Annotated in this window: 12 protein-coding genes; 10 read left to right on the top strand and 2 right to left on the bottom strand. The window is 59.7% G+C overall.

Annotated features, from left to right (window positions below; all coding sequences use genetic code 11):
* Positions 1-54: 54 nt before the first annotated feature.
* The 4 genes from cobN to L1C91_RS00245 all read left to right on the top strand — a co-directional run bounded on the left by cobN (position 55) and on the right by L1C91_RS00245 (position 6794).
* Positions 55-3708 (top strand): cobaltochelatase subunit CobN, encoded by a 3654-nt coding sequence (gene cobN / locus L1C91_RS00260; protein WP_234857466.1) that lies wholly within the window; start codon positions 55-57, stop codon positions 3706-3708.
* Positions 3709-3765: 57 nt separating this feature from the next.
* Entirely contained in the window at positions 3766-4311 is a 546-nt protein-coding gene (locus tag L1C91_RS00255) for an FxsA family protein (RefSeq protein WP_234857465.1), read from the top strand.
* Entirely contained in the window at positions 4308-5900 is a 1593-nt protein-coding gene (gene lnt / locus L1C91_RS00250) for an apolipoprotein N-acyltransferase (protein ID WP_234857464.1), read from the top strand. The genes L1C91_RS00255 and lnt overlap by 4 nt, the downstream gene beginning before the upstream one ends.
* A 105-nt stretch (positions 5901-6005) precedes the next feature.
* Positions 6006-6794 (top strand): polyprenol monophosphomannose synthase, encoded by a 789-nt coding sequence (locus tag L1C91_RS00245; RefSeq protein ID WP_234857463.1) that lies wholly within the window; start codon positions 6006-6008, stop codon positions 6792-6794.
* Positions 6795-6867: 73 nt separating this feature from the next.
* On the opposite strand, the gene L1C91_RS00240 is transcribed toward L1C91_RS00245, so the two are convergent.
* The gene (locus tag L1C91_RS00240; protein WP_234857462.1) at positions 6868-7266 is read right to left on the bottom strand and encodes an RNA polymerase-binding protein RbpA; all 399 of its coding nucleotides are present in this window, start codon (positions 7264-7266) and stop codon (positions 6868-6870) included.
* Between the two features lie 59 nt (positions 7267-7325).
* Here L1C91_RS00240 and L1C91_RS00235 point away from each other — a divergent pair, with 59 nt between their 5' ends.
* From L1C91_RS00235 to L1C91_RS00215, 5 genes are all read left to right on the top strand, one after another.
* Positions 7326-7799, top strand: coding sequence for a hypothetical protein (locus L1C91_RS00235; RefSeq protein ID WP_234857461.1), 474 nt, complete (start codon positions 7326-7328; stop codon positions 7797-7799).
* Positions 7800-7842: 43 nt separating this feature from the next.
* Entirely contained in the window at positions 7843-8538 is a 696-nt protein-coding gene (locus tag L1C91_RS00230) for a YceI family protein (RefSeq protein ID WP_234857460.1), read from the top strand.
* Between the two features lie 254 nt (positions 8539-8792).
* Entirely contained in the window at positions 8793-10190 is a 1398-nt protein-coding gene (locus L1C91_RS00225) for an MFS transporter (protein ID WP_234857459.1), read from the top strand.
* Between the two features lie 69 nt (positions 10191-10259).
* Complete coding sequence (locus tag L1C91_RS00220) at positions 10260-13202, top strand: FAD-binding and (Fe-S)-binding domain-containing protein (RefSeq protein WP_234857458.1); 2943 nt, start codon at positions 10260-10262, stop codon at positions 13200-13202.
* 13 nt (positions 13203-13215) lie between these two features.
* A complete protein-coding gene (locus L1C91_RS00215; protein ID WP_234857457.1) occupies positions 13216-13866 on the top strand; it encodes a DedA family protein in 651 nt (216 codons plus the stop codon).
* Here L1C91_RS00215 and L1C91_RS00210 read toward each other — a convergent pair.
* Positions 13779-15110 carry a class I SAM-dependent methyltransferase gene (locus L1C91_RS00210; RefSeq protein WP_234857456.1) on the bottom strand — a complete coding sequence of 444 codons (1332 nt, stop codon included), beginning with the start codon at positions 15108-15110 and terminating at the stop codon, positions 13779-13781. The genes L1C91_RS00215 and L1C91_RS00210 overlap by 88 nt on opposite strands.
* Positions 15111-15301: 191 nt before the next feature.
* On the opposite strand from L1C91_RS00210, the gene L1C91_RS00205 reads away from it, so the two are divergent.
* Positions 15302-16738, top strand: coding sequence for an NAD(P)/FAD-dependent oxidoreductase (locus L1C91_RS00205; RefSeq protein WP_234857455.1), 1437 nt, complete (start codon positions 15302-15304; stop codon positions 16736-16738).
* Positions 16739-16834: the final 96 nt, after the last annotated feature.

Below are 16834 nucleotides of genomic sequence, written 5' to 3'. Positions count from 1 at the left end.
GATGAATGTCTCCAACGTTACCCTGGGCGCGTTTTCCCAGAAAGGCAGTTTCTCGTGATTCTTCTACTCACCACCTCTGACACCGACCTGTTGACGGCCAAGGCAGCGTCCCGCCACGAGGGGGTGGATTTTTCCTACGCCAACGCCAACCGCTTTAGTGGACGTCTAGACAAACTGGATGAGCATCTTGACGCCGCGGACATCGTGATCGTGCGTCTGCTGGGCGGTCGCAGGGCGTGGGAATCCGGCGTGGATCACGTGTTGGCCAGTGGCAAGCCGGTCATTTTGGTCTCGGGCGAACTCGCTGTGGATGCGGAGCTGACGGAATTATCGACTGTTCCCGCTGGCGTGGTGACGACGGCGCACACTTACCTGGCTGAGGGTGGGGAAGCGAACCTGGTCAACCTGCATAACTTCCTATCTGACACGATTTTGTTGACTGGTTTTGGTTTCGAGCAGCCATCTCGCATGCCTTTCTGGGGGCACCTGGATTATCAGACCGAATCCGTTCACACCGAGGATGAGGGAGCGTCACCGCGGATTGCTGTGCTGTATTACCGCGCGCAGCATTTGGCCGGTAACACCGATTACATTCAGGCTCTGTGCGACGCTATTGCCGCACGTGGCGCCACCCCGGTGCCGATTTTTTCCGCGTCGCTGCGTCAGGCCCCGGATGATCTGCTTGATGAGCTTCGCACCATGGATGCGCTGATCACCACCGTGCTCGCTGCCGGTGGCACCAAACCCACCGGTGTGGGTGCCGGCGGTGATGATGAGGCCTGGGATGTCAAGCAGCTCGCGGAACTTGATGTGCCGATCATTCAAGGTCTCGCGCTGACCAATCCCCGAGCCGACTGGGAGGATAATGATGACGGCCTGAGCCCCCTGGACGTCGCCACCCAAGTTGCGGTGCCGGAGTTCGACGGCCGCATCATCACCATCCCGTTCAGCTTCAAAGAGTATGACTCCGACGGGTTGATCTCTTATGTTCCGGACCTCGAGCGCTGCGCACGGCTAGCGTCGATCGCGTACAGGCACGCCCGCCTGCGGCACCTGCGCAATGAGGACAAGAAGATCGTCGTCATGCTGTCGGCTTATCCCACCAAGCACGCCCGAATCGGTAACGCTGTGGGCTTGGACACCCCGGCATCGACGTTGCGCGTGCTCAAAGCGCTGCATGATGCCGGATACGACCTGGACGACACCTCCGCGATCCCCGGTTATAACGACGACCCTGCGCTCATGGATGGCGACACCTTTATGCACGCCATCATCGACGCAGGCGGCCACGACCCGAACTGGTTGACCGAAGAGGTCTTGGCTTCCAACCCGCTGAAGGTCAGCGCCGAGGATTACAAGGCTTTCTTTAACACTCTTCCTGCGGCTATGCGGGAGGAAATGACGGAGCACTGGGGTGCAGCCCCCGGCACGCATTACGTCAACCCCGAGACCCAAGATATCTACGTCGCCGGCCTGGTCTTCGGCAACGTCGTGGTCATGGTGCAGCCCCCACGCGGCTTCGGCGATAACCCAGTGGGCATCTATCACGACCCTGATCTTCCCGCCAACCACCACTACTTGGGAACCTACTTCTGGTTGCGTGAAATTTTTGGGGCGGACGCGATCGTCCACATGGGTAAGCACGGCAACATGGAATGGCTTCCCGGTAAGGCAGTGGGCTTGTCGAGCGAGTGCTACACCGACCAAGCTATAGCCGACCTGCCCCTGATCTACCCCTTCCTCGTCAATGACCCCGGTGAAGGCACCCAGGCTAAACGCCGCGCGCACGCGGTGCTCGTCGACCACATGATTCCCCCCATGGCTCGCGCCGAAACCTACGGGGATATCACCCGCCTGGAGCAGCTGTTGGACGAGCACGCCAACATCGCCGCGATGGACCCCGCCAAACTCCCCGCCATCCGCCAAGAGATTTGGACGCTGCTCACCGCCGCCCAAATGGACAAAGACCTCGGCTGGGAAGAACGCCCCGCCGAAGACGTCTTCGACGACATGCTCATGCACATTGACGGCTGGTTGTGCGAGATTAAGGACGTCGCGATCCGCGGCGGACTGCACATCCTCGGCGAGGAAATCTCGGAAGACGTCCGCATCGACCTCATCCTGGCGATGCTGCGCGCCCGCCAACTCTGGGGCGGCGAAATGGCCGTCGTCGGTCTGCGCGAAGCCTTAGGGTTGAGCGAACAAGGCGACGAAAGCCGAACCCGAGTCGACGAAGTTGAAAACTACGCTCGCGATCTGCTCGTCGCACTGGATGCGGCAGGCTGGAACGCTGAGGCCATCGACGGCGTCATCAATAATGCGACTCTGCCGGACAGCGCCAATGTAGACACCGTCCGCGCGATCCTTCAGTTCGCCTGCACCGAAATTGTGCCCCGCCTGGCCCAAACCCCGCGGGAAATCACCCAGATCCTGCACGCGCTCAATGGCGGATTCATTGAGGCGGGCCCTTCGGGTTCCCCCATGCGCGGTTTGATGAACGTCCTGCCCACCGGCCGCAACTTCTACTCCGTCGACCCCAAGGCTCTGCCCAGCCGACTGGCGTGGGAAACCGGCCAGTTGCTTGCAGATTCCCTCATCGAGCGCTACCAATCCGAACACGACGGCGCATACCCCACCTCTGTCGGCCTATCCGTGTGGGGTACCTCCGCCATGCGCACATCCGGCGACGACATCGCCGAAGTCTTCGCCCTGCTGGGTGTCCGCCCCCTGTGGGACGAAGCCTCCCGGCGCGTGACCTCCCTAGAGCTCATCCCGTTGGAGGAACTAGGCAGACCCCGCATCGACACCACCGTTCGCGTATCGGGCTTCTTCCGCGATGCCTTCCCGCACGTGTTGTCCCTTCTTGATGACGCCGTGCAAATGGCCGCGCACGCAGACGAACCAGCCGAACAAAACTTCGTCAAGGCCCACGCCGCGGAGGAATCTACTGAACAGGGTGGGGGAGAGCTACCCGAGGGCCACGTCTCCCGAATTTTCGGCTCCAAGCCCGGTACCTACGGCGCTGGTCTACTCGAGCTGATCGAGTCCGGGAACTGGCGTGATGACGCCGACTTGGCTGAGGTCTACACAACCTGGGGCGGCTACATTTATGGCCGCGGCATCCAAGGTGTCGAAGGGGCCGAGAAAATGCGCCAGGCATACAAGCGCATCCAGGTCGCTGCGAAGAACATGGATTCCAAGGAACATGACATCGCGGACTCTGATGACTACTTCCAGTACCACGGCGGCATGGTCGCCACCGTGCGCGCATTGACGGGTAAAGACCCCGAGGCCTACATCGGTGACTCCACCCGCCAGGAAACCGTCAAGACCCGTAGCCTGCACGAGGAATCCCGCCGTGTGTTCCGCGCTCGCGTGGTCAACCCCCGGTGGATTGAGGCGATGCGCCGCCACGGCTACAAGGGCGCATTCGAAATGTCCGCCACCGTTGACTACCTGTTCGGCTACGACGCGACCACCGGCCTGATGGACGATTGGATGTACGAGACCCTGACCGACACCTATGTGGCGGACCCGGTCAACCGCGAGTTTTTCGAGCAGTCCAACCCGTGGGCGCTCAAGGACATCTCCGAACGTTTGCTGGAAGCTGCCGACCGCGGCTTGTGGGAGGAACCCACCCAGGAAGCCTTGGATACTCTGCGCCAGACCTTCCTTGATATGGAGGGTGAACTGGAGGAACGCTCCTAGCGATCAACCCCTGGTGCTGTCGCCGCGGGAAGTGGTTAGGCAAGTAGACTGGCGGGCATGCCTTTAGTAGTTGTTATTCCTTATCTGCTGATTGAGGCGCTCGCCTTCTACGGCGTGTCCAAGCTCATCGGCACCGGTTGGGCCCTGGTCGCTCTCATCGCGTTCTTCTTCGGCGGACTGATGCTCGCCGCGGTAGAGATGCGTTCGATCGCCCGCAAGCTGCAGGCTGGAAGAGAAAAACTGGGTGCTGCTGCGGGGGATCTTGGTCTTGTCGCCGCCGGTGCTTTCGGGGTAGCGCTGCCGGGCTTCGTTACCACTATTGCTGGTCTGCTGCTGATCATCGCCCCAACGCGTGTTCTGGTTAGGCAGCTTCTTGCCCGCCAACTGCGGCGCCGCCTTGAGGAATTCGGCGGCAGAGCCTTCGAGACTGTATCGATGCGTGCGTCCGGTGGCGCTTCCGCCAGTTATGGAACCTTCGTCATCAACGAAGACGGCAGTCCCGCAGATGGCTCCGCCCCTTCAGATGAGGACATCTCCCAGTGGTCGCGCACCATCACCCCGGAAGACTTCGGCACGGACACAGGCAGCAACGATAAACAATGACGTCGCGTAGCACCGCTGTTGCCATCTCCGCTGCGCGTGGCCTGCTGGCGGCATTATCCGGCTGGATGGTGTTTATGTCCTACGCGCCGCATAGCCACTGGCGCCTAGGAATCATCGGGATCACCCTCCTACTTGTTGCCGCCGCACCCTGGGGATGTGATGACCGCCCCCGTCTACGCGTGGGGGCTCTTGTCGGACTCATTCACGGGCTGACGCTGTATTTATTCCTCCTGCCATGGATCGGCGTATTCGTAGGCAAAATGCCCTATATTGCGCTTGCTATCACCGAATCGCTCTACAGCATCCCCGTCGGATTGTTCGCAGCCGCCGCGACGTCACTAGCGCACAGGCGACGCTATTGGGCCCTAGCCGCGTTCGCATTGATGTTTAGTGCAACGGAGTGGCTGCGCTCCACGTGGCCTTTCGATGGTTTCGCATGGGGACGCATCAGTTGGGGTCAAGTCGATGGCCCCCTCGTCGGGTTCGCTGCACTTGGCGGCCCCTCCCTGGTCACCACCGCCACTGTTGCGTGCAGCGCCACACTCTTTGTCCTCGTTAGCGCCGCATTGCGCCTGCGTGGACAGCCCAGCGCACGGACCGCGACGTCATCAATAATTGCGCCCACAGCCGTGAGCGTGGCCGGCCTGCTAGCAGTATTTGGCAGCGGCGCATGGCTCACCATCGACCAAGACAACTCAGCGCAAGCGGCCGAAAAATCAGACGATGTGCTGAAAGTAGCGGCAGTGCAAGGCAACGTTCCACGCATGGGGCTGGACTTCAACGCCCAGCGACGCGCCGTATTAAACAACCATGTAAAACAAACCGAAAGCATCGACCAGCCCGTCGACCTGGTGGTTTGGCCTGAAAACGCCTCGGACGTCAACCCATTTAGCGACCCCACCGCAATGGCTTCCATTACCCGCGCAGTCAACCACGCGAACGCCCCCACGCTGGTCGGCACCCTCACGCGCGACCCCGAAGACCACAACACCGTCGTTGTGTTCGACCCCACCACTGGGCCAGGGGAGAGGCACTATAAGAAATACCTCCAGCCTTTCGGCGAGTACATGCCCTACCGCAGTTTCTTCCGTCTCTTTTCCCCATACGTCGACCAGGCGGGAAACTTCGTGCCCGGCGATGGCAACGGGGTAGTACATATCAATCACAACGGCCAGCAACTTGGGGTGGGCGTATCGACCTGCTACGAGGTCGCATTCGATGCTGCAGGAAGGGACGCCGTCAAAGCCGGTGCAGAAATACTCACCACCCCCACCAACAACGCGACCTTCGGTTTCACCGACATGACCTACCAGCAACTGGCCATGTCGCGGCTGCGGGCGCGTGAATTAGACCGCTCTGTCATTGTTGCTGCAACCTCCGGTTCCAGCGCCATCATCCTTCCAAATGGGCAGGTCACGCAGCAGTCCGGGATTTTTGAAGCCGCGACACTCATCGATTCCGTACCGTTGAGCACGACTGTGACGTTTGCGGCACGCTATGGCAATGTGGTCGAATACCTAACGATGGTTTTCGGCTGGCTAAGCGCTATTGCAGCGCTCCTAGCGGCTCGAAGAGCTAAGAAGGACTGACAGGAAGCGGTAGCAAACGACAGGGTCAGGCAGCCCGCTGACCCTAGACGTACCTTCAGCCCACAACCGAAAACACCAACGGATAATAAGGAGCCAAGGACTACAGTGAAGACTCTCGTCATCATCCCGACCTACAACGAGCTGGAAAACCTCCCGCTCATTACCGGGCGCGTGCGCAAAGCAGCCCCCGAGGTTGATGTCCTCATCGTCGATGACAACAGCCCCGACGGCACCGGGGAACGCGCCAACAGCATGGCAGAAAGCGATGAGCACATCCACGTGCTCCACCGCGAAGGCAAAGGGGGACTGTGCGGCGCCTACGTCGCCGGCTTCCAATGGGGTCTCGACAAAGGCTACGACGTCCTGTGCGAAATGGACGCCGACGGCTCCCACGCACCCGAACAATTGCACCTGTTGCTAGAAGAAATCGACAACGGTGCTGATTTGGTGATCGGCTCCCGCTACATTCCCGGCGGCAAGGTCGTCAACTGGCCAAAGAAGCGCTGGGTTCTGTCCAAGGGCGGAAACATCTACATCTCGCTTGCTTTGGGCGCCGGCTTGTCCGACATGACTGCCGGCTACCGCGCCTACCGGCGTGAGCTCCTTGAGGCTCTGGACCTCGACGAGCTATCCAACGCAGGCTACATCTTCCAGGTGGATTTGGCTTGGCGGGCAGTCCACGGTGGCTACGACGTACGCGAGGTGCCGATCACCTTTACGGAACGCGAAATCGGCGAATCCAAGTTGGACGGAAGCTTCGTCAAAGATTCTTTGTTGGAGGTCACCAAGTGGGGTGCTGCCCACCGTGGCGAGCAGATCACCGAGGCGTTCAAAGAAACCAAGAAGATCGCCACCTACGAACTGCAGCGCTTCCGCAAGAAGCACAACATCTAGCGCTGACACCACTGACCAGCATAAAAAGTTCCCTCACAGGCACCAGGCTGTGAGGGAACTTTTATGTTTCTAGCTACTTCGAGGCTTCCGCCTGCGCTGCGGCGGCTTCCTCTTGCTGCTGCTTCAGCAGACGAGCTGCATTACGGCGGCGCTTACGAAGATTTTCGATGCGCTCCTCCAAGAGCTCATCGAGCTCCTCGATGCTGCGGCGTTCGCGCAGCATATCCCAGTGGGTACGCGGAGGCTTCACCGGCTTGGCTTCTAGGCCTTCGCCCTCCATGAGGGTGCCTGTCATGCCATTCTTGCACGGCCATTCGCTGGGAATTTCAGCGTCATCAGCGAAAGGCACCTCGAAAATTTCGCCATTATCGGTGCGGTAGCGAACCATCTGGCGGGGGGCCAAATCATGATCGCGGTCTGTTTCATAACTCACGGCGCCCATGCGGCTACCGCGAAGAACTCGATCTGCCAAAGTGTCTCCTCCTTAAACAACAAGTGACCACTGTACCACCGTGCGCTATAGTGCGTTGTGTGAGTACGCCCGAACCCACCGCCGCAGACACGTCTGCTGCGACCGCAACCCAGCCGACGTCATCACCCAAAAAGCGCAGTAGCCGGGCAATCAACGCACCGGCCTTTTGTCAATGGTGCGGTAAAGAGCTCGATCCAGCCGCGAGCCGCAGAAAGAAATACTGCAGTAACTCCTGTAAACAACGCGCCTACGAGCGCCGGAACCTCCTCGTCGTGCGCAAGGACGCCACAGGCACTAATTCCGCCACCGGACAGCCGCAGACCGCCACAGAAGCCCAGCAGGCCACAGCGGTCGCAGCCCACGCCACTGTTGGTACATCGCGAGCACTGGGCGACGCCTTGTTTGAGCTCCGCTGCGGCGCTGAGGACATCCTCACAGCCATTGAAGACGGCGCCGACACCGCAGAGCTCACCGAGCTGGTCAAGGAACTTATCCGCCTGGCGCATTCGGCTGAACACCACGCCCATCGCTAGGCCAATGCCTCTGTTGTCCGCAGGGGGCTTAAACTAGTTGCTTATGAAGCCTGTGTCCCGTTCACCGTTCGTTGTCCTGACCATCGTCGCCATCGTATTGTTGGCCTTCGCGAGCGTCGGCCCAGTAGTCTATAAGGCGCTAACAAGTACAGGCATCAAGACGGCGGAGATCCACACCGACGACGCGCTGCCCGCGAGCATCGACATGGAGGGCACGTGGGAGGTCATCCACGGCAGCGGCGCGAATATGACCTCGGTGGGCTACACCTTCCATGAAATTTTGCCCGGCGAAGATAAGGACACCTCGGGCTCCACACACGACGTAACAGGCACAGTGACGGTAACGGGCACACAGCTGACCCAAGCAAAAATCGTGGTCTCAATGGACACACTCGAAACGGACGTCGAAAAGCGAGATATCAATGTGCGCCGGGGGATTTTACACACCGAGGATTACCCCGAGGCAGTTTTTGCCGTCGATGAGCCCGTGTCGATTGACGGCATCCCGGACGACGGGACTGTGGGTCACGTAACAGTGCCAGGCGTGCTAACCCTGCATGGAGTGAGCAAGAACATCGATGCGCCATTGGACATTTTGCGCACCGGTAACCGAGTGATCATTGGTGGGACCGTGCCGATCAACCGTTTGGACTTTGACGTCCAGACGCCAGAGTTTGTGGCGGCAGTGATCGACGAACAGGGCGAGCTCAACATCAGGCTGACCCTAGAGAAGGTGTAGCGGCCCGGCGTGACGTTGCGGACAGGCGCGGTAGGCATAGGCATCACCATCCGCACCCATAAACGCCCTTCAAGAATTAAGCCGATAATGTACATTATGTCATTTCAAGGATTATCAACCCCACCCCACCATGCACATCAGGCGCCAGCCAATCACCCCTCCCAACGTCACGTGGCGATCACCGAACAGGCGATTCCCGAAATACGGGACGCGAGTTTTCATATTGTGGACTTTTCTTGCTACCATCGTCCACCATGTCAACGAATCACACGACAGCCACACTGACTGAGTCGGCAACCCAACAGCAGCCACACGCAAACAAGCGAACCCCACTAGATGCGACAACCAAGCGGCGCATCATCATTGCCTCGACGATCGGCACCACGATCGAGTTCTATGATTTCTACGCCTATGCCACCGCAGCCGTCGCGGTCTTCCCATTCTTGTTCTTCCCCAAAAATGAAGACCCGACGGTCGGCCTCTTGGCTAGCTTCGCAACATTCGGGCTAGCATTCCTCGGCCGCCCGCTGGGCTCCGTCATGTTCGGACATTTTGGTGACCGCATCGGCCGCAAAGCAACCCTCGTCGGCTCGCTGCTCACCATGGGTATCGCCACCTTCCTCATCGGTTGCCTGCCGACCTACGGCACCATCGGCCTCGCCGCCCCCGCCTTACTGGCCCTCATGCGTTTCTGCCAAGGCTTGGGCCTTGGCGGTGAATGGTCTGGCGCAGCACTGCTAGCCACAGAAACAGCCGACCAGGGAAAGCGCGCATGGGCCGCTATGTGGCCACAACTAGGCGCACCCTTCGGATTCCTAGCCGCCAATGGCCTGTTCCTCGTTCTGGTGAGCTCACTTGGCCACACCAACGGTGAAACCACCGGTGCTTTTATGGAGTGGGGTTGGCGCATCCCCTTCCTGCTGTCCGCCGTAATGGTCATCGTCGGGTTGTATGTCCGCTTCAAGCTTGAAGAAACCCCCGTGTTCACTACTGCGGTCAACAGTGGCAAGAAGGTCAGCATGCCCCTGGCCACCGTCTTCAAAACCTCCGCAAAGCCTCTGGTCATCGGCACCTTCGTGATGGTTTCGTGCTACACGATGTTCTACCTGATCACGACCTGGATCCTGTCCTTCGGCATCGGTAACAAAGAGGCCGGCGTTGGTCTCGGAATCCCCTACATCGACTTCCTTAAAATCCAGCTTGCCACCATCTTCGCCTTCCTCGTTGGCATCCCCCTTGCCGGCCGCCTGGCAGATACCCGTGGCCGTAAAACCACCCTCACCGCGGTGTCAGTGATCATGATCGCTTTCGGTCTGTCCTTCCCACTGTTCCTGGGCACCGACCGCGCCACAGAGTTCAGCGTCTTAATGTTCTTGCTCATCGGTATGTTCATCATGGGTTTGATCTTCGGCCCGATGTCTGCGGTTCTCCCCGAGCTCTACCCCACCAACGTTCGCTACACCGGATCGGGCATTGCATATAACGTCAGTTCGATCCTCGGTGCCGCTATCGCCCCGTTTGTGGCCACCTACCTGAACAAGACCTACGGCGTCGCCTCCGTCGGTTACTACCTGGTGATCGTCTGCATCATTTCTCTGATCGCTATTCGCTTGATGCCTGAGACTCGCGGTGCTGACATGACCGAAATTTAAGGCTCCCGGCAGCGGTGCTCAGGTGATACTAGCCTGTGCGCCGCGCCACCATCATTTAAACTGCACAGTGTGAAAAAGCTAGGCACTCCATCTCCACGCCACATCGGCCGACCGGCGGGTTCCACTCCCCAATTAGATGCTGTCCCGGAGGATCGCTTCAAGGGTACTGACGCCGCGACGGTTAAGGCATTATCGGACCTTCTGGGCGCCGACAATGTGCTGCACCGCATTTCCGACTTGGTGCGCTACGCCTCCGATGCGAGTGCCTATAGGCTTATCCCCCAGGTTGTTGTTCGTCCTCGCGACGCTCGAGACATCGCCGCCGTCATGCAGTGGGCTAATGACAATGGCCGACACATCGTGTTCCGTTCCGCAGGCACCTCTCTAAACGGCCAGTCCATCACCGATGACATACTGATGGATCTCAAAACCCATTTCGGTGGCATGCGGGTCCTCGACGGCGGCCAGCGCCTGTGGTCGCGCCCGGGGGTTATCCTCGGTGATGCGCAGGCAGTGCTGAGCCGCCACGGCTACATGATTGGCGCAGACCCCGGGTCCACCTCTGTGTGCACAATCGGTGGTGTTTTGGCCGACAACTCCGGCGGCATGCGCTGTTCCGTCGACCGCGATTCTTACCACACACTCGAAGACGCCACCTTCGTGTTGCCTTCGGGCACCATCGTGGACACCACCTCCCCCACCGCGGATACCGACCTCAAGGCCGCCGAACCGCAGCTCTACCAGGGCCTGTTGGATATCGCCGAACGCATCCGGAACGATGCCGAGCTCAGCGCGTTTCTCCGCAAGAAATTCACCATCCGCAACACCAACGGTTTGCGCCTTGATGCATTCCTCGACGAAGACTCCCCCAGCCGTATGCTCATGCGCCTACTGGTGTCTTCGGAGGGCATTTTCGGCGCAATCACCGAATCTGTCATCCGCACCGTCAAGCTGCCCCGCCACAAAGCTGTGGCCTGGGTGATGCTGCCGGGCTTGCGCGACGCGGCGTCATACGTCCACGCCCTCGTCCAGGCTGGAGCTGAAGCCTGCGAGCTACTCGTAGCACCGGTGTTGCGCGGTGCGGTCGGCAACTTCCCGGCCGCCAAGCAGCACTGGTCCGATCTTGACGATCACGCAGCTGCCCTCCTGCTCGAGGTTGGCGGCGCCACCGAGGAAGAACTCGACGAGGCCATCGCACGCGCCCAAGCAGTACTCGCGGACGCAGAGCTCTTGGAACCCACCGTGTTCGACAAGACCGAAAAAGGTATGCGCGGGGCCTGGCAGATCCGCAGCGGCCTATTTGGTTTGTTCGGTGCCGGCCGCCCGGATGGAAGCACCTACATCACGGAAGACGTGTGCTTCGCCCCCGAAGACATCGGTGATGCTAGCGCCGACCTTCTCAATTTGCTCACCGCATACGACTATCCGCCGCTGATCATGGGACACGCGGCGTTCGGCAACCTCCACTTTTCAATGTTCCCCCGACTGACGGAACCCGAAGAGGTCGAGCACTACGCCAACTTCATCGACGACCTGGCCGAGCTCGTGATCGACAAGTACCACGGTTCGCTCAAGGCAGAGCACGGCACGGGCGTCAACATGGCCCCCTATGTTCGTCGCGAATGGGGCGATGTCGCCTGGGATATCATGTGGGAGCTCAAAAACCTCATCGATCCCCACGGCATTCTCGCACCCGAGGTCAAACTGACCCGCACCGAGGACATCCACCTGAAGAACTTCAAATCTTTCCCCAAGGTGGAAAAAGAAATTAACGCCTGCGTGGAGTGCGGTTTCTGCGAGCCGGTGTGCCCTTCACGCCATGTCACGGTGACGCCGCGTCAACGCATTGTGTTGCGTCGCGAAATGGCGCGTCAGCCGGAAGGCTCCAAGGTTCTGCACCAGCTGCAGGAAGAGTTTCAATATGACGCCGTGGACATGTGCGCGGCCGACGGCACGTGCGCAATCCCCTGCCCTGTGAGCATTAACACCGGCAAGGTGATGAAGGACATGCGTGCTCATGAGCACAGCGATAGTGCTCAGAAGGCTGGCATTAACGCGGCGAAAAACTATGCCACGTTGGAAAAGGCCGCACGCGGAGCCGTAAAGGCCGCTTATGCTGTCCAGCGGCTCACCGGGTCCGAAACTCTCGCGGCCGCCGCTAATGCTGCGCGCAGCCTGATCAACAACGATCTTCTTCCGACGGTTCCTGGCGATCTGCCTGCGGCGGCCTCCCGTCTGCCAGACACGGAGCGTTCCGGCGCGACTGCTGTCTATTTCCCCGCGTGTATCAACCGCATTTTTGGTATCTCTGCTCACGCACCAGCTGACCGCGTGGAAGTACCCGAGGCCATCGTCGCATTGGGCCGTCGATCGGGTCGCCCCGTGTGGATTCCGAGCGATGTGACGGGTTCGTGCTGTGGCACACCTTGGTCATCGAAGGGATACACCGAGGGCTTCAAGGAAAAGGCCCAAGAAATCGCCCGGGATCTCATCTCTTGGACTGATAATGGGGCTCTACCTGTCGTCGTCGACGCTGCGTCCTGCACGCACGGTTTGTTAGCGGAAGTACCAAAAGCCCTCGACGGCGACCTCAAGCAGCGGTTTGCGGCCGTGCGCATCCTCGACACCATCGAGTGGCTTGATCAAGAGGTCATGGACTACCTGCCCTTAACACAACCGGTGCAACGTGTGGCGGTTCACCCCAACTGTTCAGTCGAGCACATGGGTTTGACGGAAACCATGGTCTCCATCCTCGGCAAAGTAGCCAATGACGTGGTCGTACCCGAAGGTGCGACGTGCTGCGGAACCGCAGGCGATCGTGGACTACTCCACCCAGAGCTCGTGGAATCTGCAACCCGGGAAGAAGCCCGATCCCTCGAAGGCGTAGAATTCGATGCCTATGTATCGGACAACCGCACCTGCGAGATGGGACTAGAGATGACTCTCGATCTTCCCTACGAATCGATCGCTACTGTGCTTGAGCGGGCCTCTCGCCCGGTGGTAAGTCCCTAAGGTTGACACGGAAGTGTTTGAGGTTTCTACCCTGCTGTCGGCCTTCGGGCTCGCGGGAATATACGCCATAGTTTTCATGGAGACGGGCCTGCTCATAGGCTTCATCTTCCCTGGGGATACTTTGCTGTTTACTGCCGGAATTATGGCGTCAGCACCCGAACCTTTCGCCCCACTATGGACGTTGATGCTCGGTATACCCGTCAGCGCGATTATCGGCGACCAAGTCGGCTACACCATCGGCAAACGTGTCGGACCAGTGATTATGCGCACCCGAGTCGCCCAATGGATCGGCCCGGAATACATCGACAAAACCAACCACTTTTTTGATCGTTTCGGGCCCGCCACCGTACTACTCGCGCGGTTCATCGCTGTCGTGCGCACCGTCACCCCTGTGATGGCCGGATTCTCCCAAATGAATCGCAAAGCCTTCACGCTCTATTCCATCATCGGCAGCATTGCCTGGGGTGCCACGCTCCCCGCCCTTGGATACTTCCTGGGGGAAATACCCCTGGTGGAACGCTACATGCACTGGTTTATCGTCGCAGGACTACTCACCGTTGCTGTCCCTATGACCATTCAGCTTTGGCGACTGCGCCGCGCTAACGTCAAAACCGCAGCGTCCAACTCCCCTACACTCAAGCAAGCCTCAAGCACACACAAATAGAAAAACCACAAGCGTCGAAACACCGCGTCATAGCCAGCGGCTGCGGCTTCACGCAGCCGCCCCTCAAAAAATTCGCGCTGCAGTCTGACGCTGAGCTCCACATGCGCACCATAGTGCGCCTCAGCAACCACACTGAGCGACGAATTCTCCGACACTACCTCATGCGCCTGCTCAATGGTGGGTGGCTGGAAACCCGGCCATAAGTACTGCTCAATCACCGACAACGCCGGATGCGCAGAGCCTCGCGCCCCGCCTAGACCCGATTGAGCGGAGCGACTGAGCAAGGTCGACAACACCGCGCGACCGCCACGAGCCACCATCGCATCAATCGAGGCCACATACTTCGCCCGATCCGCCCCCAACTTGTCGAACACATCCACGCTCACCGCGGCGTCAAAACCCCGACGCCACCCAGGCTGCCACACACCAGGGCCAGGATACGCCCCAGATATATCCTCAACCGATACCCGACGCCGCGACGCTGGCGGCAGCGACAAACGGTAATTCGCCACATCATCAGCGCTCTCATCGCTCGCACACAACGCATCCACACTGAAACCACGATCCACCGCATACGCCGCAACACCGGCATGCGCCGCCGGCATATGCACAACCCGCGACCCCCGACCAACACGCGCCGCATCCAACACAAACTCCAACGTGCGCGCCTGCGCATCCACCAAATCCTCACGACACACCCCCACCGGCGCACCCATAACCGTGCGATCCACCGCAACCCCCGCGACCTCAACACGCGAGGTAGTCGACACACCCGAAGCAAATATACCCCCATGCAGCTGCGCAACCTCCACCCCACGAGGACTACTCAACACAGCCAACTCACGCGGAATATCAACCACCGCAGGCCCCGCAACAGCCGCACGCCCCTCACGACGCCCCAGCGGACGATACCCACCAGCGATCAAACGCTTCAAAACAAACACCAAATCCGGCGCAACAAACTCCCCCGCCATAAAGCCCTCAGCCAAACCCAACCACCCACGCGCAGCAATACGCGCAAACAACGCATCATGCTCGACCACAAGATCCGCAGGGCGCGAACCATCATCCTCAAGCACCAAGCCCGCGTCCGAGCACGCGGCAGCAAAAGCAGCCTCAGCTTTCAAGGCGCGACGCCTCATCCCCCACCCAGAAGGAACACCCACAATCTCAGGCCAATCCTCGGCATCAACGAACTGCACATGCGAAAAACGTGCACCGCGCGCAGACCCTCGAAGACTCATAACCCACCAGGCTACTGCCAAACCCAGCTACAACCCGGTCGACACCCGGGGCAGTCAACAGCCGCCGGTGTGATTTTTACACGCGAGGTCGTTACGATACTTACACGCACCCCTGAGGCCCATTTGGAAACTAAAAACCAGAACACCACCGGGGACTCACACACTTTGTTTAAAAGGAGCACACTCAACCTATGAGCGACAACCAGGCACCCATCGAAGCGACCCGCCCCGACGGCGGACGCCACCACGTCGTCGTCATCGGCTCCGGTTTCGGAGGACTGTTCGCGACTCATCGTCTGGCCGACGCCGACGTTGATGTCACCCTCATCGACCGCACCAACCACCACCTGTTTCAACCACTGCTCTACCAGGTAGCAACCGGCATTCTCTCCGCCGGCGAAATCGCCCCCTCCACCCGCCAAATCCTCAAAAAGCAGGACAACGCGCACGTGGTGAAGGGCGAAGTCATCGACATCGACGTCGACAAGCAGGTCGTCACCACCCAGCTCGGTGACTTCACTCGCAGCTACTCCTACGACTCCCTCATTCTTGCCGCCGGTGCCAGCCAGTCCTACTTCGGCAATGACCACTTCGCACAGTTCGCGCCGGGCATGAAGTCCATCGATGACGCCCTGGAAATCCGTGCCCGCATCATCGGCGCGTTCGAGCGCGCAGAACTGTGCAACGACCCTGCACAGCGTGAAAAGCTCCTGACGTTCGTTGTCGTTGGCGCCGGACCCACCGGTGTTGAGCTCGCTGGTCAGCTAGCCGAAATGGCTCACCGCACTCTCAAGGGCGAGTACTCCAACTTCGATCCTTCTTCCGCGAAGATCATCCTCCTCGATGGTGCGCCCCAGGTGCTCCCGCCGTTCGGTAAGCGCCTGGGCCGCAACGCTCAGCGCCAGCTTGAAAAGCTTGGCGTCACCGTGAAGCTCAACAGCATCGTTACCGATGTGACTGACAGCTCCGTGACCTTCAAGTCCACCAAGGATGATTCCGTCGAAACCATCGACAGCTTCTGCAAGATTTGGTCTGCCGGCGTTCAGGCTTCTCCGCTGGGCAAGCTCGTGGCCGACCAGTGCGGTGTTGAGGTTGACCGCGCCGGCCGTGTTCCAGTCAATCCCGACTGCTCTGTGGGAGACAAGTCCAACGTCTTCATCATTGGCGACATGATGAGCCTCGACCGTCTGCCCGGTGTGGCTCAGGTAGCTATTCAAACGGGCGAGTACGTGGCCGAAAATATCGCGAAAGAGGCCGAGGGCCGCTCCGTTGCGGAACGCGAGAAGTTCGAGTACTTCGACAAGGGCTCCATGGCGACCGTGTCCCGCTTCTCCGCTGTGGTGAAGTTGGGCAAGGTCGAGGTCACTGGCTTCATCGGTTGGGTCCTGTGGCTGACTGTTCACTTGATGTTCCTCGTGGGCTTCCGTAACCGTCTTGTCTCTGCCGTGTCGTGGGGCCTCAACGTGCTGTCCCGCAACCGTTGGCAGCTGACCACCACCCGCCAGCAGCTACATGCACGCAACGCCATTGCCTTGCTTGATAGGCTGAGCGGCTCGGGTGCTGACGCTCCGATTGAGGTGAAGGACAATCGTCGCTTCGCACTCAAGAAGGGTCTGAAGAAGGACTAACCCCACCCTTACCCCTCAATGGGGGTGTGCTGAGCGGTCCATCCTGTGCGGGTGGGCCGCTTTTTCATTACCACTACTGCACCACTACGATGCCGC

This window comes from Corynebacterium argentoratense (assembly GCF_021491455.1).
GTDB lineage: Bacteria > Actinomycetota > Actinomycetes > Mycobacteriales > Mycobacteriaceae > Corynebacterium > Corynebacterium argentoratense_A.
This window is presented reverse-complemented; position numbering and strand designations above follow the sequence as displayed.

Excerpts from the sequence above, each read along its gene's own strand:
- L1C91_RS00255 (WP_234857465.1), top strand. The coding sequence starts at position 3,766 with ATGCCTTTAGTAGTTGTTATTCCTTATCTGCTGATTGAGGCGCTCGCC.
- lnt (WP_234857464.1), top strand. The coding sequence starts at position 4,308 with ATGACGTCGCGTAGCACCGCTGTTGCCATCTCCGCTGCGCGTGGCCTG.
- L1C91_RS00230 (WP_234857460.1), top strand. The coding sequence starts at position 7,843 with ATGAAGCCTGTGTCCCGTTCACCGTTCGTTGTCCTGACCATCGTCGCC.
- L1C91_RS00225 (WP_234857459.1), top strand. The coding sequence starts at position 8,793 with ATGTCAACGAATCACACGACAGCCACACTGACTGAGTCGGCAACCCAA.
- L1C91_RS00210 (WP_234857456.1), bottom strand. The coding sequence starts at position 15,110 with ATGAGTCTTCGAGGGTCTGCGCGCGGTGCACGTTTTTCGCATGTGCAG.
- L1C91_RS00205 (WP_234857455.1), top strand. The coding sequence starts at position 15,302 with ATGAGCGACAACCAGGCACCCATCGAAGCGACCCGCCCCGACGGCGGA.